This window comes from Haemophilus haemolyticus (genome assembly GCF_001679045.1).
Taxonomy (GTDB): domain Bacteria; phylum Pseudomonadota; class Gammaproteobacteria; order Enterobacterales; family Pasteurellaceae; genus Haemophilus; species Haemophilus haemolyticus.
This window is the reverse complement of sequence record NZ_LYCK01000001.1, coordinates 232,913-252,298: the sequence shown is the minus strand read 5'-3', so window position 1 is coordinate 252,298 and position 19,386 is coordinate 232,913. Positions and strand designations below refer to the sequence as shown.

At 38.9% G+C, this 19,386-nt stretch carries 19 protein-coding genes, 1 tRNA gene and 1 other annotated feature; of the genes, 10 read left to right on the top strand and 10 right to left on the bottom strand.

What is annotated here, in order from left to right; translation table 11 throughout:
* Window positions 1-1,566: a cytochrome ubiquinol oxidase subunit I gene (locus tag A8M50_RS01285; RefSeq protein ID WP_005645222.1), complete on the bottom strand. Its 1,566-nt coding sequence runs from the start codon at window positions 1,564-1,566 to the stop codon at window positions 1-3.
* A gap of 452 nt (window positions 1,567-2,018) precedes the next feature.
* On the opposite strand from A8M50_RS01285, the gene A8M50_RS01280 reads away from it, so the two are divergent.
* A complete protein-coding gene (locus tag A8M50_RS01280; protein ID WP_005634127.1) occupies window positions 2,019-2,303 on the top strand; it encodes a DUF5339 domain-containing protein in 285 nt (94 codons plus the stop codon).
* Window positions 2,304-2,354: 51 nt separating this feature from the next.
* Here the strand turns inward: A8M50_RS01280 and ruvB are convergent, their stop codons facing one another.
* From ruvB to aspS, 6 genes are all read right to left on the bottom strand, one after another.
* Window positions 2,355-3,362 carry a Holliday junction branch migration DNA helicase RuvB gene (ruvB, locus tag A8M50_RS01275; RefSeq protein ID WP_005645216.1) on the bottom strand — a complete coding sequence of 336 codons (1,008 nt, stop codon included), beginning with the start codon at window positions 3,360-3,362 and terminating at the stop codon, window positions 2,355-2,357.
* Window positions 3,363-3,369: 7 nt separating this feature from the next.
* Complete coding sequence (gene ruvA, locus A8M50_RS01270; protein WP_005645187.1) at window positions 3,370-3,984, bottom strand: Holliday junction branch migration protein RuvA; 615 nt, start codon at window positions 3,982-3,984, stop codon at window positions 3,370-3,372.
* Between the two features lie 62 nt (window positions 3,985-4,046).
* The gene (ruvC, locus tag A8M50_RS01265) at window positions 4,047-4,619 is read right to left on the bottom strand and encodes a crossover junction endodeoxyribonuclease RuvC (protein WP_005645209.1); all 573 of its coding nucleotides are present in this window, start codon (window positions 4,617-4,619) and stop codon (window positions 4,047-4,049) included.
* Window positions 4,620-4,665: 46 nt separating this feature from the next.
* Window positions 4,666-5,406, bottom strand: coding sequence for a YebC/PmpR family DNA-binding transcriptional regulator (locus A8M50_RS01260; RefSeq protein ID WP_005645263.1), 741 nt, complete (start codon window positions 5,404-5,406; stop codon window positions 4,666-4,668).
* A 12-nt stretch (window positions 5,407-5,418) separates the two neighbouring features.
* On the bottom strand, window positions 5,419-5,892 hold the full coding sequence (gene nudB / locus A8M50_RS01255) for a dihydroneopterin triphosphate diphosphatase (RefSeq protein WP_005645189.1): 474 nt from the start codon (window positions 5,890-5,892) through the stop codon (window positions 5,419-5,421).
* Between the two features lie 21 nt (window positions 5,893-5,913).
* Window positions 5,914-7,680 (bottom strand): aspartate--tRNA ligase, encoded by a 1,767-nt coding sequence (gene aspS / locus A8M50_RS01250; RefSeq protein ID WP_005645238.1) that lies wholly within the window; start codon window positions 7,678-7,680, stop codon window positions 5,914-5,916.
* Window positions 7,681-7,877: 197 nt separating this feature from the next.
* Here aspS and cmoA point away from each other — a divergent pair, with 197 nt between their 5' ends.
* The 5 genes from cmoA to priC all read left to right on the top strand — a co-directional run bounded on the left by cmoA (window position 7,878) and on the right by priC (window position 12,144).
* Window positions 7,878-8,600, top strand: a complete 723-nt coding sequence (gene cmoA / locus A8M50_RS01245; protein ID WP_005645197.1) for a carboxy-S-adenosyl-L-methionine synthase CmoA — start codon at window positions 7,878-7,880, stop codon at window positions 8,598-8,600.
* Between the two features lie 75 nt (window positions 8,601-8,675).
* On the top strand, window positions 8,676-9,083 hold the full coding sequence (gene gloA / locus A8M50_RS01240) for a lactoylglutathione lyase (protein WP_005645220.1): 408 nt from the start codon (window positions 8,676-8,678) through the stop codon (window positions 9,081-9,083).
* A 73-nt stretch (window positions 9,084-9,156) separates the two neighbouring features.
* The gene (gene rnt / locus A8M50_RS01235; protein WP_005645243.1) at window positions 9,157-9,846 is read left to right on the top strand and encodes a ribonuclease T; all 690 of its coding nucleotides are present in this window, start codon (window positions 9,157-9,159) and stop codon (window positions 9,844-9,846) included.
* 94 nt (window positions 9,847-9,940) lie between these two features.
* Window positions 9,941-10,061: a sequence feature (His leader region), on the top strand.
* Window positions 10,062-10,170: 109 nt separating this feature from the next.
* Window positions 10,171-11,523: a Na+/H+ antiporter family protein gene (locus tag A8M50_RS01230; protein ID WP_005645201.1), complete on the top strand. Its 1,353-nt coding sequence runs from the start codon at window positions 10,171-10,173 to the stop codon at window positions 11,521-11,523.
* A 33-nt stretch (window positions 11,524-11,556) separates the two neighbouring features.
* Window positions 11,557-12,144 carry a primosomal replication protein PriC gene (priC, locus tag A8M50_RS01225; RefSeq protein ID WP_005645203.1) on the top strand — a complete coding sequence of 196 codons (588 nt, stop codon included), beginning with the start codon at window positions 11,557-11,559 and terminating at the stop codon, window positions 12,142-12,144.
* A gap of 51 nt (window positions 12,145-12,195) precedes the next feature.
* Here priC and A8M50_RS01220 read toward each other — a convergent pair.
* Together A8M50_RS01220 and rne are read right to left on the bottom strand one after the other, a co-directional pair.
* A tRNA-Ser gene (locus A8M50_RS01220) sits at window positions 12,196-12,285 on the bottom strand.
* A gap of 152 nt (window positions 12,286-12,437) precedes the next feature.
* Entirely contained in the window at window positions 12,438-15,251 is a 2,814-nt protein-coding gene (gene rne / locus A8M50_RS01215; protein WP_032826551.1) for a ribonuclease E, read from the bottom strand.
* Here rne and A8M50_RS09015 point away from each other — a divergent pair.
* From A8M50_RS09015 to hflX, 4 genes are all read left to right on the top strand, one after another.
* Entirely contained in the window at window positions 15,251-15,451 is a 201-nt protein-coding gene (locus A8M50_RS09015) for a hypothetical protein (protein WP_157776299.1), read from the top strand. The genes rne and A8M50_RS09015 overlap by 1 nt on opposite strands.
* A gap of 211 nt (window positions 15,452-15,662) precedes the next feature.
* Window positions 15,663-16,631, top strand: coding sequence for a 23S rRNA pseudouridine(955/2504/2580) synthase RluC (gene rluC / locus A8M50_RS01210; protein ID WP_005645738.1), 969 nt, complete (start codon window positions 15,663-15,665; stop codon window positions 16,629-16,631).
* 91 nt (window positions 16,632-16,722) lie between these two features.
* Window positions 16,723-16,998 (top strand): RNA chaperone Hfq, encoded by a 276-nt coding sequence (gene hfq, locus A8M50_RS01205; protein ID WP_005645681.1) that lies wholly within the window; start codon window positions 16,723-16,725, stop codon window positions 16,996-16,998.
* A 14-nt stretch (window positions 16,999-17,012) separates the two neighbouring features.
* The gene (gene hflX / locus A8M50_RS01200; RefSeq protein ID WP_005645787.1) at window positions 17,013-18,374 is read left to right on the top strand and encodes a ribosome rescue GTPase HflX; all 1,362 of its coding nucleotides are present in this window, start codon (window positions 17,013-17,015) and stop codon (window positions 18,372-18,374) included.
* A gap of 11 nt (window positions 18,375-18,385) precedes the next feature.
* Here the strand turns inward: hflX and A8M50_RS01195 are convergent, their stop codons facing one another.
* Entirely contained in the window at window positions 18,386-19,342 is a 957-nt protein-coding gene (locus A8M50_RS01195) for a sigma 54-interacting transcriptional regulator (protein WP_005645808.1), read from the bottom strand.
* Window positions 19,343-19,386 lie beyond the last annotated feature (44 nt).

Genomic DNA, 19,386 nt, shown 5'->3' with positions numbered 1-19,386 from the left:
TTATTTAGATGATTGTTCAAAGTAGTATTTGCCGGTTTTTAACGCACTTGGACCCAAACGCGCATATTTAAACATCAAATACATCTCAACAATAATGAACGCAAGATAAAGCGCACAAATTAAACCAATAGAGAACCATAAATCGCCAGTACTTAACTGAGACGCCGATACCCCAACAGGTAAAACTTCATAAATTGCCCAAGGTTGACGACCAAATTCAGCTAAGAACCAACCAAATTCAATCGCTAAGAATGGCAATGGAATACTCCAAAGCAATGCTTTAAGTAATAAGCGAGAAGAAGTCACTTTGTTACGTAAATTCTGAACAAATGCACCGAAAGCTAATAAGATAATTAAACCACCAGCCGCTAACATACCACGGAATGCCCAGAAGTTAGGACCTACGTTTGGAATAGTATCACGTGCGGCTTGTTTAATTTGTTCATCCGTTGCATCAACAACTTTATCTGTGTAACGTTTTAATAATAAACCGAAACCTAAATCACCTTTGACTTCATCAAATTTAGCTTTAGTTTCTGGACTTACTTGGCCTGCTGATTTTTTCTCTGCTTTTAATTGTGTGAATAAATCATACGCTACCATACCATTACGAACACGACCTTCATTTTTCGCTTGAATATCTTTCAAACCAACAATTTCAGTGTCTAAAGAACGAGTTGCAATTAAACCACCTAAGTAAGGGATTTCAATCGCAAAATCATTTTTCATTTCAGCGGTATTTGGAATAGCAACTGGATGGAATGGCGCTGGAGCTGCATGAGTATCAAACTCAGCTTCCATTGCAGCCAATTTCACAGGTTGCGCTTTACCGATGTCATAACCTGATTCATCACCCATAATTAATACAGCTGATGCAGCGATAAAACCAAAAGTTGCCGCTACAGAGAATGAACGTTTAGCAAAACCGATATCGCGACCTTTTAATAAATAGAATGCACTGATACCTAATACAAACATTGCACCGGTTGTATAACCTGCTGTTAATGTGTGTAAGAATTTACTTTGTGCAACTGGATTTAACCAAAGATCTAAGAAGCTAGTCATTTCCATACGAACGGTTTCAAAGTTAAATTCTGCCGCTACCGGATGTTGCATCCAACCATTTGCCACTAAAATCCACATTGCAGAAAGGTTTGAACCAAAGGCTACGCAGTAAGTTGCGAGTAAGTGTTTACCTTTAGTTAAACGATCCCAACCGAAAAAGAATAGACCCACGAAAGTGGATTCTAAAAAGAATGCAAGTAATGCTTCGATCGCTAATGGCGCACCGAAAATATCACCTACATAGTGAGAATAATAAGACCAGTTAGTACCGAATTGGAATTCCATAATGATACCTGTGGTCACCCCAAGGGCGAAGTTAATACCAAATAACTTACCCCAGAATCTTGTCATATCTTTATAAACTTCTTTTCCTGTCGCCACATAAATAGTTTCCATAATCACAAGGACGAATGACAAACCTAATGTCAGCGGCACGAAAATGAAGTGATACAACGCAGTTAAAGCAAACTGCAAGCGAGAAAGGTCAACAACGTCCAACATTCTCAACTCCTCTGTATAAACAACATTAGTTCCAACAATGATTAAAAAGGCAAAGCCTTAAATAATCCCTAATCACTCAACTCCAATTAGCTAAGTTTAAATTGGTTTATCTACATAATCATTCTCAAATGGTTAAAAAACACCAATTATTATAGAGATAAGCCAAATTTGAGGGTATTCTACTACTAAACATAAGGATAAAAAACAGTAAAAACGATATCTAGATCACATTTTTGACATAAGATATAAAATACCTATTATTTATTAAAAATAATTTAATTGATATAAATCAATTTTGCTATTTTTTGTACAAAAATATGTATTACACGTGATCCTTATCACAATTTACAACAATAAATGACTTCAAAAGCTAGACATACTAAGTATATTTTGCTATTTTCCCGCCTAGTTTAATTTTTAGATTTCATAATAAAGAGAAACAAGGACTTAAAATGAAAAAAACATTCCTTATTTTAACCGCACTTTTCTCTGCTGTATCAACCTCTACTTTTGCATCAAATATTCTGCCACAACAATGTGAACAACTATTTAAAGAAACAGAGAATTTGATTGCGCAAGCAGAAAAACAGCCTGGCACACATACACAGGTAGGAAAAATTAAAAATAAGTTAAACCAAAGTAAACAACAGATTCTTCAAATGGAATTAGCGACTCAGTTAAAAAGTTGTGAAGTGGGTTTAGCAAAATTAAGTAATTTGAAAAGTTATAGTGAGTAATTAAAAAAGCCTTATTGAGTACAATAAGGCTTTTTTAGTGATTAAATTTACCTAGTCTGATAATTTCTGCAGACCGAAATGGCGATAAGTTTGCGATGTAGCAATACGCCCACGCGGAGTTCTTTGTAGAAACCCCTGTTGAATCAAATAAGGCTCTAACACATCTTCAATAGTATCGCGTTCTTCACCGATTGCAGCAGCAAGATTATCCAGTCCTACTGGCCCGCCGTCAAAACGTTCAATAACTGCAAACAATAATTTTCTATCTAAATAATCAAATCCAGCATCATCGACATCCAGCATTGAAAGCGCTTGTTTTGCCACATCTACAGAAATTACGCCCCCATTACGCACATCTGCATAATCACGCACACGTCGTAATAAACGGTTTGCAATTCGAGGCGTGCCTCGTGAACGACGAGCCACCTCAAAAGCGGCTTGCTGTTCTAATTCAAGATTCAAACACCCCGCACTTCTTGCAACGATAGATGTTAAATCTTCTACAGAATAGAATTCCAAACGTTGTACAATACCAAAACGATCACGCAATGGGGAAGTCAAAGAACCCGCTCTAGTCGTCGCGCCAATCAAAGTAAAAGGCGGCAAATCTAATTTAATAGAACGAGCAGCAGGCCCCTCACCAATCATAATATCCAATTGATAATCTTCCATTGCTGGGTAAAGGACTTCTTCAATAGCAGGGGAAAGTCGATGAATTTCATCAATAAATAACACATCATGCGGTTCAAGATTGGTTAGCATTGCGGCTAAATCTCCCGCTTTTTCCAATACAGGTCCTGATGTCGTACGAATATTCACGCCCATTTCATTTGCCACAATATTAGCAAGCGTAGTTTTTCCCAAACCTGGAGGGCCAAAAATCAATAAATGATCTAAGGCATCTTGACGTAGTTTGGCTGCCTTGATGAAAATATCCATTTGCTCTCGCACTTGCGGCTGCCCAACATAATCCGCTAATAATTTCGGACGAATAGCGCGGTCGATAACATCTTCATCAAGCTTAGCTTGCCCGCTAATAATTCTATCTGCTTCAATCATGTCTCACCTACAGTGCGGCTTTTAAAGCTTCGCGAATAACTTGTTCACTGGTTAATTCTGGCTTAGCAACTCGTTTCACCATTTTTTCTGCTTCTGCAGGTTTATAACCTAAAGCAATCAAAGCTGAAATAGCCTCATCAGATGAATTTTCTACACGCGGTTCAATAGATGGAACTGACGGAATATGAGTACTTTTTACAAAGAAATCGCTTTGTTTTACGCCTTTAAATTTACCTTTGAGCTCAACTAACAAACGTTCAGCTGTTTTTTTGCCAACTCCTGGAATTTTAGTGAGTTTAGAAAGCTCTTCTCTCTCTATCGCATAAGCAAATTGTTCGACCGACATGGCGGATAAAATCGCTAAGGCTAATTTAGGCCCCACCCCATTTGTTTTAATTAATTCACGAAATAAAGTGCGGTCTGTTTTCTGGGCAAATCCAAAGAGTAAATGAGCATCTTCCCGAACAACAAGATGGGTGAATAAAGTAGTTTCTTGACCAATTTCTGGTAAATCATAGAAACTCGTCATAGGCAAAAGCAATTCATAGCCTACGCCTTGCACATTGAGTAAAATTTCTGGAGGTTGTTTTTCTAAAAGAATGCCTTGCAAGCGACCGATCATAATTCTTCCGAATGATAAAAAACTTAGCGCATAGAATAAAATAAAACTGGACGAACATCCAGTTAATTTTTTAATCTAAAGCGTCCTCGGCTATATCTGGTCTTTAAAAGTGCGGTCATTTTTTCTTGCGTTTCTGTCATTTTCACAGAATTGGCAATATGCAAAGAATGTTGAATAGAATGCGCATGTGTAATCGCGATAGCCAAGGCATCCGCGGCATCGGCTTGAGGTTTGTCTGACAATTTCAAAATACGAGTCACCATTTCTTGTACTTGAACTTTATCTGCGGAACCAATGCCCACCACTGTTTGTTTTACTAAACGTGCGGCATATTCAAAAACAGGTAAATCATGATTTACCGCGGCAACAATCGCCGTACCACGAGCCTGCCCGAGTTTTAAAGCTGAATCCGCATTCTTCGCCATAAACACTTGCTCAATTGCAAACATATCAGGCTGAAATTGCGTGATGATTTCAGTTACTCCAGCATAAATGCGTTTCAAGCGGGTTGGTAAATCTTCAACTTGAGTACGAATTGCGCCACTGCCGAGATATTCCAAATGTCTCCCAGTTTGGCGAATCACACCGTAACCCGTTACTCGAGAGCCGGGGTCAATACCTAAAATAATGCTCATAATTTCTATAAAAAATGGGTAATTAAATTACCCATTTATTGCATCATTAAAGCTGAGATGCCACTTCGTCACTGATTTCACCGTTGTGATATACGTTTTGTACGTCATCACAATCTTCCAACATATCAATTAAACGAAGTAATTTTGGTGCAGTTTCAATATCAAGATCAACCGTTGTTGATGGAATCATCGTTACTTCAGCTTCTTGTACTTTAAAGCCAGCTGCTTCAATGCCATCACGCACTGAACCTAAGTCTTCCCAAGCAGTATAGATTTCAAATGAACCATCATCTTGTGGTTGAATATCATCAGCACCCGCTTCGATAGCCGCTTCAGTTAATGCATCTTCATCCGCTTCTGCGATTAAGATTAAACCTTTTTTGCTGAATAAGTAACCCACAGAGCCTTCTGTTCCTAAATTACCACCACATTTGGTAAAACTTGGGCGAACCTGTGAAATAGTGCGGTTTGCATTATCACTTAAACATTCAACCATAACTGCTGTACCGCCTGGACCATAACCTTCATAGATTTTGGTTTCCATATTGGTGTCATCGCCACCGCCTACACCTCGATCAATAGCGCGGTTGATAGTATCGCGCGTCATATTGTTGCTAAGTGCTTTATCTACTGCTGCACGCAAACGTGGATTAGCACTCACATCACCACCACCAATTTTAGCTGCGGTAACAAGTTCACGAATTAATTTAGTAAAAATTTTACCGCGTTGTGCATCTTGTGCTGCTTTGCGGTGTTTAATATTAGCCCACTTACTATGGCCTGCCATGTTGTTTTCCTTCTATTTATCTTTAAGAATATATTTTCTAATTGCTTCCGCATTATTGGAAGATTTTGTCATTTGGATTGCTTGTTCAGGGGAAACCCATTGATATGCCAAATGCTCACTTAATACTGGCTCGAATTCTTGCTCCATTGCCAATAAAAACCAATGTTCACGGCAATGCGTCACATTCGGTGCGTATTTATATCGGAAATGTGGAAAAATTTCAAATTCTATGCTCTCTTTGCAATCAAAAAGTGCGGTGGAATTTTCTGAAATTTCTAACCGTACTTCTTCCCAAAGCTCACGAATTACTGTGTTTTTTGGTGTTTCACCACTTTCAATAGTGCCCGTAACAGACTGCCAAAAATCAGGATCATCTTGGCGTTGGAGCATTAAAACTCGGTTTGTATCTTTAGCGTAAATTACAACGAGAACAGATTGATTATTTTTGTATTGCATCATTAAAAATGCGGCCAAATCTGACCGCACTTCATTCCTAATATTTCAAACTTATTCTGCTTTAACGACAGAAATTGCCAACTCTTCCAACGCTTGCGGATTCGCAAAGCTAGGTGCTTCTGTCATCAAGCACGCTGCCGCAGTAGTTTTAGGGAAAGCAATCACATCGCGGATATTTTCAGTGCCCGTTAAAAGCATGGTTAAACGGTCTAAACCAAATGCTAAACCTGCATGTGGCGGTGTACCGAATTTTAATGCATCTAACAAGAAGCCGAATTTTTCGCGTTGCTCTTGTTCGTTAATACCAAGAATGCGGAATACGGTTTGTTGCATTTTCGGATCGAAAATACGGACAGAACCACCGCCCACTTCGTAGCCATTGATCACCATATCGTAAGCATTTGCTACCGCACTTGTCGGATCAGCTTCTAATTGCTCAGGACTAAAATCTTTTGGTGACGTGAATGGGTGATGCATTGCTGCAAGATTACCCTCTTCATCACGTTCAAACATTGGGAAATCAATCACCCAAAGCGGTTGCCATTCGTCTAAACGAGTTAAGCCAAGATCACGTCCTAATTTCAAACGTAATGCGCCCATTGCATCAGTGGTGGTTTGCCATTTATCTGCACCGAAGAATAAGATATCGCCGGTTTGTGCTTTCACACGTTCTGATAATGCTTTCCATACCTCTTCATTTAAGAATTTCGCAATCGGGCTTTGTACGCCTTCAAGACCCGCATTGATGTCGTTTACTTTCGCCCAAGCTAAACCTTTTGCACCGTAAATACCAACAAATTGTGTGTATTCATCAATTTGTTTACGAGTGATTTCAGTACCATTTGGTACACGAATCACTGCCACACGGCCGTTTGGATTGTTTGCAGGCTCATTAAATACTTTAAATTCAACATCTTTAACGATATCAGCCACATCGACTAATTCAAGCGGGTTACGCAAATCTGGTTTATCTGAACCAAAACGCGTCATCGCTTCTTGCCAGGTCATTTGTGGGAATTTACCTAAATCTACACCAATGATGTTTTGCCATAAACCATGTACCATGCGTTCCATGATCTCACGTACTTCTGGCGCAGTTAAGAAAGAAGTTTCCACATCGATTTGAGTAAATTCAGGCTGACGATCTGCACGTAAGTCTTCATCACGGAAACATTTCACAATTTGATAATAACGATCAAAACCAGACATCATTAGAAGCTGTTTGAAAAGCTGTGGTGATTGTGGCAACGCATAGAATTTGCCTTTATGTACACGACTTGGCACTAAATAATCACGCGCACCTTCTGGCGTTGCTTTGGTAAGCATTGGGGTTTCAATATCAAGGAAACCGTTGTCATCCATAAAACGACGTACAAAGCTGGTGATTTTTGCACGGGTTTTCAAACGTTGTGCCATTTCTGGACGACGTAAATCTAAATAACGGTATTTTAAACGTTGTTCTTCGGTGTTATTTTGGTTGAAGTCTAGTGGCAAAACGTCAGAAGCATTGTAGATGCGTAATTCTTTCGCTAACACTTCTACTTCGCCTGTTGCCATATTTTTATTGATTTGGTTTTCAGGACGCGCAATCACTTCGCCTTTAATTTGAATACAGAATTCATTACGTAACCCAGCAGCCGCTGTCAATGCATCTTGATATTTCGGATCAAAACAAACTTGCACAATGCCATCACGATCGCGCATATCAATAAAAATCAAGCCACCTAAATCACGACGGCGGTGAACCCAACCGCTTAATGTTACATCTTGTCCGATATTGTTACGGTTTAATGCTCCGCAATAATGTGTACGCATCATATTCAATTCCTTAACTCTCTATAAAAATGGAAAATACCGCAGAATTATACGGAAAAAGGCGCGCCTTTTAAATCTTAAACGGAAATTTATTTGACCCCTTGAAAACTTTCCTTAAAATGACCGCACTTTTTAAATATTTTCTAATTCGTAGGGTGTGGAAAGTTGAAAAAACACACATCCCGCACACAATGTAAACTATGAAAGATACTATTTTTTCCGCTCCCATTGAAAAACTCGGCGATTTTACCTTTGATGAAAACGTTGCTGAAGTCTTTCCAGATATGATTCAACGCTCCGTACCTGGCTATTCCAACATTATTACTGCAATCGGTATGCTGGCAGAACGTTTCGTCACGGCTGATAGTAATGTTTATGATCTTGGTTGCTCAAGAGGGGCTGCCACACTTTCAGCGCGTCGAAATATTCATCAACCAAACGTAAAAATTATTGGTATCGATAATTCTCAACCTATGGTTGAACGTTGTCGCCAACATATTGCGGCGTATCATAGTGAAGTACCTGTAGAAATTCTCTGTGATGATATTCGCCACGTTGAAATTAAAAATGCCTCAATGGTCATTCTGAACTTCACCTTGCAATTCTTACCGCCTGAAGATCGCATCGCATTGCTTACCAAAATCTATGAAGGCTTAAACCCAAACGGCGTGCTCGTGTTATCAGAAAAATTCCGTTTTGAAGACACTAAAATTGATAATTTACTCATTGACTTGCACCACCAATTCAAACGTGCCAATGGTTATAGCGAACTTGAAGTGAGCCAGAAACGCACCGCACTTGAAAATGTGATGCGTACAGATTCTATCGAAACACACAAAGTGCGGTTAAAAAACGTAGGATTTTCACAAGTAGAACTTTGGTTCCAATGCTTTAATTTTGGCTCGATGATTGCAGTTAAATAATTCATAACAAATTTATTTAATTCAACTTTTTTATGGCATAATGCCCGCACTTTTTATCAAAAAAGGATTAAACCAATGCGAATTTTACACACTATGTTACGCGTGGGCGATTTAGATCGTTCAATCAAATTTTATCAAGATGTTTTAGGGATGCGTTTATTACGCACCAGTGAAAACCCAGAATTCAAATATACGCTGGCTTTTTTAGGTTACGAAGATGGCGAAAGTGCGGCAGAAATTGAATTAACATACAACTGGGGCGTAGATAAATATGAACATGGCACTGCATATGGACATATCGCTATCGGCGTGGATGATATTTATGCGACTTGTGAAGCCGTTCGCTCGAGCGGTGGTAACGTTACTCGCGAAGCAGGGCCAGTTAAAGGTGGCTCAACTGTCATTGCTTTTGTTGAAGATCCAGATGGCTATAAAATTGAATTTATCGAAAATAAAAGTACTAAATCTGGTTTAGGCAACTAAAATGCGGTCAATTTTTATTGTATTTTTAATAACGTAGGGATTCCTACGTTATTTTATTTTTAAGAGATAGATTATGTCCGATTCTCAAGAAATCCCTTATCACAACCAATTAAAAAATCGCTTTCGTGGCTATTTCCCCGTCATTATTGATGTTGAAACTGCAGGTTTTGATGCAAAAAAAGATGCGTTACTCGAACTGGCTGCCATCACATTAAAAATGGATGAAAACGGTTATTTACACCCTGATCAGAAATGCCATTTTCATATCGAGCCTTTTGAAGGGGCAAATATTAATCCAGAATCCTTAAAATTTAATGGCATTGATATTCACAATCCATTACGTGGTGCGGTGTCTGAACTCGATGCAATCACGGGGTTATTTCAAATGGTGCGTCGAGGACAAAAAGATGCAGATTGCCAACGTTCTATCATTGTGGCGCACAATGCTGCTTTTGACCAAAGTTTTGTAATGGCTGCAGCTGAACGTACCGGTGTAAAGCGTAATCCCTTCCACCCTTTTGGAATGTTTGACACGGCAACGCTTGCCGGTTTTATGTTTGGGCAAACAGTGCTCGTCAAAGCGTGCCAAGCGGCAAAAATTCCTTTTGACGGTAAACAAGCCCATTCAGCGCTATATGATACCGAACGTACAGCGGAATTATTTTGCTATATGGTGAATCATTTAAAAGATCTCGGGGGATTCCCGCATATTGCTTCTGAACTGGAACAGGAAAAAACAACTGAAAAAGAGACCGCACTTTAAGAAAAATAAAAAAGTGGTTGCAATGGTTTTATTTTTCCAGTAGTTTAAAAGCAATTCTTATTTGGAGATAAAAAATGAACATTATCCGTCGTCACCATCATCACCATTCAACTGAATAATCTTTCAGGTTTTTGGTGTGCTTGGAAGATTTCTTCCGAGCTGACAGGATAATAAAAATCTACCCCTCGGAAGGCAACTTTCGAGGGGTTTTGTTTTATTACAACATAGGAGTCATCAATGCAACGACATCATCATTATTTATTCGACAATCAAAAATTTTAAAGTAAAGTATTCACCATTTAATAATTCACAAGGAAAAATACAATGTTAACAAATCCCGTTGTTATTTCGATTATCGTTTTACTAGCACTAAGTTTGCTACGTATTAACGTGATTATTGCGTTAGTTATTGCCGCTCTCACTGCTGGACTCTGTGGCGGTCTAGGTTTAAGCAAAACAATTGAAACCTTTACTGGAGGTTTAGGTGGCGGCGCAGAAGTCGCAATGAACTATGCGATGCTTGGTGCATTCGCGATTGCGATTTCTAAATCAGGTATTACCGATTTAATTGCCTATAAGATCATCACTAAAATGAATAAAACCCCAAGCTCCAGCAACTTAACTTGGTTTAAATATTTAATTTTTGGTGTATTGGTATTATTCGCCATTTCTTCACAGAACCTACTTCCTGTACACATTGCTTTTATTCCAATCGTCGTACCACCGTTACTTTCTATTTTTAATCGTCTAAAAATAGACCGTCGCGCTGTAACCTGCGTACTTACATTCGGCTTAACCGCAACTTATATGTTACTTCCTGTAGGCTTTGGTAAAATCTTTATCGAAAGTATTTTGGTAAAAAATATCAATCAAGCAGGTGCTGCTCTTGGTTTACAAACAAATGTGGCTCAAGTATCCCTCGCGATGTTATTGCCTGTAATTGGTATGATTTTAGGGTTGCTCACCGCAATATTCATCACTTATCGCAAACCAAGAGAATATGATGTAACTATTCAAGAGCCAACCACAAAAGAAATTGAAGCGCACATCACAAACATAAAACCAAAACAAATCACTGCAAGTTTAATCGCCATTGTAGCGACCTTTGCAACACAATTAGTGACAAGTTCAACCATTATTGGTGGTTTAGTTGGAATAGTCATTTTCGCAATATTTGGCATTTTCAAACTGAAAGAAAGTAACGATATCTTCCAACAAGGTTTACGTTTAATGGCTATGATTGGATTTGTTATGATTGCGGCATCCGGTTTTGCTAATGTGATTAATGCCACAACGGGCGTAACAGATTTAGTTCAAAGCTTAAGTAATGGTGCGATTCAAAGTAAAGGTTTGGCTGCATTCTTGATGTTACTGGTCGGATTGTTAATTACTATGGGAATTGGTTCATCATTCTCAACGGTGCCAATCATTGCTTCTATCTACGTGCCACTTTGTTTATCTTTTGGTTTTTCACCATTAGCCACCGTTTCAATCGTTGGTGTTGCTGCTGCCTTAGGAGACGCAGGTTCCCCAGCATCTGACTCTACTTTAGGCCCGACATCAGGTTTAAATATGGATGGTAAACACGACCACATTTGGGACTCTGTTGTACCCACTTTCCTACACTACAATATTCCATTATTAGCGTTTGGCTGGATTGCAGCAATGTACCTTTAACGATTATAATCCCCCGACTTGGGGGATTTTTTTATGACTGTTCAACAACTTATCCAGATATTAGATCAAAAAGTTCAGCAACTTTATCAAGCTCATTTATCCAAACGAGAAGAAAAAATCTTCGCCAAATTTGACCGCACTTTGTTCAGTGAAAATGGACAAAATATTTCCTTTTATCTAAAGGAAATTAATCAAACGCTAGATAGAATAAAGACATTAGAATCTAACGATCTTAATCACTATAATTTTCTGGCAGAGCGTTTACTCGCCCAATGTTCCGTTCTTTCGGAAGCTTTAACTCACAAGAATACTTATCTAACTGAATCCCAAACAGCAACGAAACAAACCATTCAAAAATCTCAACATAGCATTCATAAATTACCGCCAAGAGAACGGTTGGGAAAATACTATGAAGCATTAGAACGCTTGAATAAGCTTTATCAACAATATAAAGATTTAGCACAAGCAGAAAAAAATAATGATGAAAAAATACGTTATGCTCAACTTGCGAAAGGTTATAAAAAACGCCAGCAAAAATGCCAAGATGCAATAGATCTTTTAGAAGAATATTTGGTGTTTAAAGAAGAATTAGAAAACCGTGAAAATACGGAAAATAAATGATTAGAAATAAAAAAACTAATTCTATCGAATTAGTTAACTTTTAAAAATTGATGGCGGAGGAATAGGGATTCGAACCCTAGGAGGGCGTAAACCCTCGCCGGTTTTCAAGACCGGTGCCTTCAACCACTCGACCATTCCTCCGTGATTTAATGCGCACGCATAATACGTTTTTTGAGAAAGACCGTCAAGCAGAAATCATCTCGTTTTTATCAAGTGATTATTTTTACTGCAACCCAAAAATAAAAAGAATTGACGTAATAAACATCACGCCAATTCTAATTTTTTATTTTAGATTACTCTGATTTTGCTCGGGTAGGCTCAGAATATACATGGCTAATCGCACAATGATGCCCTGCCGCCCCTTTACCGTAAAAATAATAGCGAGAATCTTGCCATTCAGTAATTGGGAAAGCTTCTGGCATTTCATCACTCGCTTTCGCCAAAGTCATCTCTGCTTTTGTATGAGTCACTGAAGAAATGGTACCTAAACGCCCATTAAACTCATAGGTACGAATAAAGGCTGGTTCATTTACAATTTCAGGCTCATGTACGGTAATCTTTGACTCAATAGACTCAACTGTTTCTTGAGGTTTATGAGAATTTAAACGCTCTAAAGACTCTTGTACTTTTTTCTGTACAGATTCATTAGCGGGCTGAGTAATAAAATCTAATGCTGGTTTTACTTCAAGAGATTTTTCTTCAACCACAATCCCCATTGCTGGCGTGATAAAACCTTTTTTAGTTTTCTCTTGCTCTAGCAATTCATCCACCGATAAGAAATTATTTTCTTTCGGAGTGTTCACTGTTGAATAGTCCACCCACGCTTTTCCACTTGCCAATTCAGGTGAAGCCACTGCAGCAAATAATGGCATTGGCGATTTTGGCTCTTGATTACGGCGACGACGTTGATTATTCGCTGCACGTAAATGACGTGGAGTGCGGCGTTGACGATCTTGACGTTCAGAACGTTCTTGGTTTTGACGAACTGGTTTTTCATCATCTTGAACGGCCTGAACTTCGACAACATCCACTTCTGGCATTTGTTCAACTATGCTTTCGTTATTTTCAACAGAAATCTCATTGTCTTCAACACGCACGCGTTTACGTAAATCACGACGTTGACGGCGTTGAGTCACTTGCTCAGTTTTTTCATCTTGAGCCTCAAAAACCGGTGTAGAATTTACCGCACTTTCAGCGATGCTTTCTTCCACTAAGTTACGGCGCGGACGGCGTTGATTACGCTCGCGGATATTACGAACTTGCTCTTCGGTTCTTTCCGTTTCGTTATTTTCAGAACGTGGTCGACGAGAAGTACGGCGATCCTGTGGACGACGTTGATTACGATTAGAATTGCGCGAAGTGCGGTTATTTTTTGGTTTATTTTCTTCGGATTCAGAAGCAAACAAGCCTTTAATCTTCGCGATAATTTTCGCTAACAAAGACGGTTCATTCGATTTACGCTCAACTGGAGTCGGAGCAGCTTCAGAAATAGAAAGGGCCACTGCCGCACTTTCAACTGCGGGTTGTTCAGCAACAACGGTTGTTTCCACATTACGAGAAACAAGAGATTCCTCAGTGCTTTCATCTTTCTCACAGTGAATTTTTGCTAAGTTATAGCTCAACTCATTCAACTCTTCTCCATCGCGTAAGCGGAAAACGCTAAAGTGCGGTGTTTCCATTGCTTCATTTGGCGCAACAATAACATCTACATTGTGACGTTTTTCAATATTACTTATCGCTTTACGTTTTTCGTTGAGAAGATAAGAAGCAATTTGTACAGGCACAATCGTATGCACTTGCTTGGTGTTTTCTTTTAACGCTTCTTCCTCGATTAAACGCAAGATAGACAAGGAAAGAGATTCGTTATCACGCACTTTACCTGTTCCTTGACAACGAGGACAAATGTGATGTGAAGACTCACCTAATGAAGGACTTAAACGCTGACGCGACATTTCTAACAAACCGAAACGAGAAATACGGCTAATTTGAATGCGAGCACGATCTTGGCGAACGGCATCACGAATACGATTTTCCACTTCACGTTGGTGACGAACTGGCGTCATATCAATGAAATCGATAACAACTAAACCACCTAAGTCACGCAAACGTAATTGGCGAGCAATTTCATCTGCCGCTTCAAGGTTAGTATTTAATGCTGTTTCTTCAATATCACCACCACGAGTAGAACGCGCAGAGTTAATATCAATAGCAGTTAATGCTTCAGTTACATCAATAACGATTGAACCGCCAGAAGGTAAACGCACTTCACGTTGGAATGCTGACTCGATTTGAGATTCGATCTGATAGTGGCTGAAAAGAGGCACTTCGCCTTGATAAAGTTTCACGCGATTGATGAAATCTGGGCGAACAAGTTTGATATGCTCTTTTGCTTTCTCAAACACTTTAGGGCTATCAATAAGGATCTCGCCTATATCACGGCGCAAATAATCACGAATAGCACGTACAATCACATCACTTTCTTGGTGAATCAAGAAAGGCGCTGGACGATTTTGAGATGCTTGTTTAATTGCTTCCCAATGGTGAAGTAAAACTTTTAAGTCCCACTGCAACTCTTCTGGAGATTTGCCCACACCAGCGGTACGAACAATCAAGCCTACGCCTTCAGGCACATCTAATAAACTTAATGCCTCTTTTAATTCAGTGCGCTCATCCCCTTCGATACGACGAGAGATTCCCCCCGCACGCGGATTATTTGGCATAATGACCAAATAACTGCCAGCAAGAGAAACGAAAGTGGTTAAGGCTGCCCCTTTATTTCCGCGTTCTTCTTTATTAACTTGAACGATAACTTCTTGGCCTTCACTCAAGATATCGCGAATATTCGGACGACCTTGGAAAACATAATCATCGGGGAAATATTCACGAGCAATTTCTTTTAATGGTAAAAAACCATGACGTTCTGCACCATAATCTACAAAAGCCGCTTCTAAGCTTGGCTCAACGCGAGTAATTTTCCCTTTGTAGATATTCGCTTTTTTTTGCTCATGTCCTGGGCTTTCAATATCCAGGTCAAATAAGCGCTGTCCGTCAACTAGCGCTACACGCAACTCTTCTTTTTGAGTCGCATTGATTAACATTCTTTTCATTGTCAATTCTCTTATTAAATATTTTAAAAGACCTCAAAATAAACCGCACTTTGCTTCGTTATCGACCTCGTGTTTCTCGCGCCAGTCAATCTCACGACTGTATGTTGCTGGGTGCATTGATAACGTTATCAAGCATAAACCTTTGCTTTATAAAACAACGCGATATTCCACACGCGTTGCAAGCGGCTAATTTATTTTAAGAAAAATGTTGATTATCAATGTCTTATGCCGATTGCCGCATTGAGTTTTCACCAACAAAACTTATCCTTTTTTACGCAAATTCCTAGGCGCAAAAAGACGCTCTATTATCCATAGAAAACGATTAATTAGCAAGGTGAATATTACGTTCATAGAGTTACGTTAATAGAGCCTTTGTGATATGATTCGCGCCAATTTTCAAAAGGGAAAAAGATGACTGAACAAAACGAAAAAATCATTAATTCATCAGTAAAAATGCTGACAATTAGTGAAGATGAAAGCGGCCAACGTATCGATAATTATTTATTAGCAAAACTCAAAGGTGTGCCTAAAAGTTTAATTTATCGTATTGTGCGTAAAGGTGAAGTGCGGGTAAATAAAGGCCGTATTAAGCCAGAGTATAAATTGCAAACAGGTGATATCGTTCGCATTCCACCAGTGCGTGTGGCTGAAAAAAATGATACATCGATTTCAAAAAATCTCAATAAAGTCGCCGCACTTGAAAACCAAATTTTATTTGAAGATGATTGTTTGATTGTTTTAAATAAACCTTCAGGAATCGCAGTGCATGGTGGAAGTGGTTTAAATTTTGGCGTGATTGAAGCCTTGCGAGCACTGCGTCCAGAGGCCCGTTTTTTAGAACTAGTTCATCGTTTGGATCGCGATACATCAGGCATTTTATTAATTGCTAAAAAACGTTCAGCATTACGCAATTTGCATGAACAACTTCGCGTCAAAACCGTTCAAAAAGATTATTTAGCGTTAGTACGTGGACAATGGCAATCCCATGTAAAAGTTGTTCAAGCACCGCTTTTGAAAAATGAATTATCTAGCGGAGAGCGCATTGTGCGTGTCAGCGAGCAAGGCAAACCATCTGAAACTCGATTTAGCATTGAAGAACGCTATACAAATGCTACACTTGTGAAGGCTTCACCAGTCACAGGGCGTACACATCAAATTCGTGTACATACACAATATGCAGGACATCCTATTGCATTAGATGATAAATACGGCGATAAAGATTTTGATAAACAAATGAGCGAATTGGGATTGAGCCGTTTGTTCTTGCATGCCTTTTCAATTCGATTTGAGCACCCTAAAAATGGCGAAACACTACGTTTCAATGCACCACTAGATCATAAAATGAAAGCAATTTTGCAAAAGTTACGGGAAAGCAAATAGACAACATTTGTGTTTATTGCTACACTTGCGCGCGGAGACAACTCGTTTCTATCACCAAAATTTCATAATAACGACAACAAAGGATAGCAAAATGGCAAAAGGACAATCTTTACAAGATCCTTATTTAAATGCGCTTCGTCGCGAACGCATTCCTGTATCAATCTACCTTGTAAACGGAATCAAACTTCAAGGTCAAATTGAATCATTCGATCAATTCGTGATTTTATTAAAAAACACTGTGAACCAAATGGTATATAAACACGCAATTTCAACCGTTGTGCCTGCGCGCTCTGTTTCTCATCACAATAGCAACCATCATGTAGCAACAACTGAAGCCGTTGAAAGCGTGGAAACTCAAGCAGAATAATCACAGATCCATCAATGGATAATCAATATTTATTAAGTGCGGTTGAAAATTCTCTGAAAATTTCAACCGCACTTTCTTCATCCCAACAATCTGATAAAACGCGTGATACCGCCATCGTGGTTCACGTTTTCTTTGCGCAAGATAAAAACACTGATGATCTACAAGAGTTTTTGCTACTCGCTGATTCTGCCAATGTGGATGTATTAGATACTATCACTACAAGCCGTAGCACTCCTCAAGCTAAATATTTTGTAGGTGAGGGAAAAGCTCAAGAAATTGCAAATGCGGTGCAATCACATAATGCTGATGTTGTGCTTTTTAACCATCAATTAACCCCAGCACAAACACGTAACTTAGAAAGTTTATGTCATTGTCGAGTGGTCGATCGCACTGGCGTCATTTTAGATATTTTCGCCCAACGAGCACGTTCTCATGAGGGAAAATTACAGGTTGAACTTGCGCAACTAAAACACTTATCCACTCGATTAGTTCGTCGCAAAACAGGCTTAGATCAACAAAAAGGGGCGGTAGGATTACGTGGGCCGGGTGAAACCCAGTTAGAAACAGATCGTCGATTGATTAAAGTGCGCATTTCTCAATTACAAAATCGATTGGCAAAAGTGGAGAAACAGCGCAATCAAAATCGCCAAACACGCCAAAAAGCAGATATCCCGACCATTTCACTTGTTGGCTATACCAATGCAGGGAAATCAACCTTATTTAATCGTTTAACCAATGCAGAGGTTTATGCCGCAGATCAGCTTTTTGCAACATTAGATCCCACTTTACGAAAATTACAGATTCAAGATGTAGGTACAGCAATTTTAGCGGATACAGTAGGATTTGTTCGACAGCTTCCGCATGATCTTGTTTCAGCCTTTAAATCGACTTTACAAGAAACGGTAGAAGCTAGCTTATTACTCCATGTGATTGATGCGGCCGATTCACGAAAACAAGAAAATATCGATGCCGTCAATGATGTGCTAGAAGAAATTGGTGCAGGACCAGTGCCTGTTCTATTGATATATAACAAAATTGATTTGTTGGAAAATGTTGTACCGCATATCGAATACAATGATGAAAACCAGCCTGTTGCAGTCTATCTCTCTGCGCAAGATGAGCAGGGTATTCATTTATTGTTTGAAGCCATTAAAGTGCGGTTAAAAAACGAGATACTTTCTCTTTCTTTAATTTTGCAACCGCACGAAGGCAAACTTCGCCATGCTTTTTATCAACTTGATTGTGTACGTCACGAACAAATTTCTGAACAAGGCGAATTTTTGTTAAATGTGCAGATTGATAAGATTATGTGGTTAAAGTTATGTAAGCAATTTTCTAGGTTAGCAGATATTAAAATACAATCAGACAATGGCTAATTTATAGAAAATTATTTTCCAATTCCATATTGTTTCAATTTATTCGCAATCGCAGTATGGGAAACGCCTAAACGTTGAGCTAATTTTCTCGTGCTTGGATATTCTGCATAAAATAATTTTAGGACTTGCGACTCATAAGAACCAATGATTTCATCTAAGGTTTTATTATCAAATTCACCCAAAGAAATCACCGCACTTTGTGGAGGAGCAAGATTTAAACTTTCGATAGTTAAATGATTATCTTGTACCAAAGAGCAGGCACGATAAAGAGTGTTATAAAGCTCACGAACATTCCCTTTCCAATCATATTTCTGCAAATAAAGAAGAAAATCTTTATCGAAAGTTGGTTTTGCAATTTTTAATTCTTCACTGATTTCCTGTAAAAGACCTTGTGCCAGTGGCTCAATATCTGCCATGCGATCGCGTAATGCTGGAACATTAATAGTGAGAACATTTAAGCGATGAAACAAATCAGCACGCACGTTACCTTGCTCAACAAGCAAATGAAGTGGAACCTGTGATGTGCAAATCACTCGTACGTTTGCATGATGTTCCTTCTCTTCACCTACTCGACGGAAAGATCCATCTGTTAAAAAACGCAATAATTTAGCCTGCAAACTCAATGAAAGTTCAGCAATACCATCTAGTAATACAGTTCCCTCATTCGCATATTCAAAAAAACCGATGGTTTCACTGTCTCCAACTTTTCGACCAAACATTTCACTTTCCGCATCTTCATCAGGCAACCCAGCACAATTTACTGCGATAAATTTTTTATCACGACGCAAACTCTGATAATGGCAGGCTTTAGCCAACAAATCTTTTCCAGTCCCAGTTTCCCCCTGAATCAATAAAGGCGCATCAAACATAGCAAAACGTTTCGCATTTTCTACCGCACTTTTCATGGATTCACTTTGCACAATAAAACAATCGAAAGGATTTTGTGGATTAAATTTGAAACTGGTCATATATCAGAAATGTAGGGAAAATAAGATTGGATTATGATAGTTTT

Coding starts and splice junctions, on each gene's coding strand:
- hfq (WP_005645681.1), top strand. CDS start 16,723: ATGGCAAAAGGACAATCTTTACAAGATCCTTATTTAAATGCGCTTCGT.
- ruvC (WP_005645209.1), bottom strand. CDS start 4,619: ATGAGCATTATTTTAGGTATTGACCCCGGCTCTCGAGTAACGGGTTAC.
- A8M50_RS01230 (WP_005645201.1), top strand. CDS start 10,171: ATGTTAACAAATCCCGTTGTTATTTCGATTATCGTTTTACTAGCACTA.
- hflX (WP_005645787.1), top strand. CDS start 17,013: ATGGATAATCAATATTTATTAAGTGCGGTTGAAAATTCTCTGAAAATT.
- priC (WP_005645203.1), top strand. CDS start 11,557: ATGACTGTTCAACAACTTATCCAGATATTAGATCAAAAAGTTCAGCAA.
- gloA (WP_005645220.1), top strand. CDS start 8,676: ATGCGAATTTTACACACTATGTTACGCGTGGGCGATTTAGATCGTTCA.
- A8M50_RS01280 (WP_005634127.1), top strand. CDS start 2,019: ATGAAAAAAACATTCCTTATTTTAACCGCACTTTTCTCTGCTGTATCA.
- aspS (WP_005645238.1), bottom strand. CDS start 7,680: ATGATGCGTACACATTATTGCGGAGCATTAAACCGTAACAATATCGGA.
- rluC (WP_005645738.1), top strand. CDS start 15,663: ATGACTGAACAAAACGAAAAAATCATTAATTCATCAGTAAAAATGCTG.
- cmoA (WP_005645197.1), top strand. CDS start 7,878: ATGAAAGATACTATTTTTTCCGCTCCCATTGAAAAACTCGGCGATTTT.
- A8M50_RS01260 (WP_005645263.1), bottom strand. CDS start 5,406: ATGGCAGGCCATAGTAAGTGGGCTAATATTAAACACCGCAAAGCAGCA.
- A8M50_RS01195 (WP_005645808.1), bottom strand. CDS start 19,342: ATGACCAGTTTCAAATTTAATCCACAAAATCCTTTCGATTGTTTTATT.
- rne (WP_032826551.1), bottom strand. CDS start 15,251: ATGAAAAGAATGTTAATCAATGCGACTCAAAAAGAAGAGTTGCGTGTA.
- rnt (WP_005645243.1), top strand. CDS start 9,157: ATGTCCGATTCTCAAGAAATCCCTTATCACAACCAATTAAAAAATCGC.
- ruvA (WP_005645187.1), bottom strand. CDS start 3,984: ATGATCGGTCGCTTGCAAGGCATTCTTTTAGAAAAACAACCTCCAGAA.
- A8M50_RS01285 (WP_005645222.1), bottom strand. CDS start 1,566: ATGTTGGACGTTGTTGACCTTTCTCGCTTGCAGTTTGCTTTAACTGCG.
- ruvB (WP_005645216.1), bottom strand. CDS start 3,362: ATGATTGAAGCAGATAGAATTATTAGCGGGCAAGCTAAGCTTGATGAA.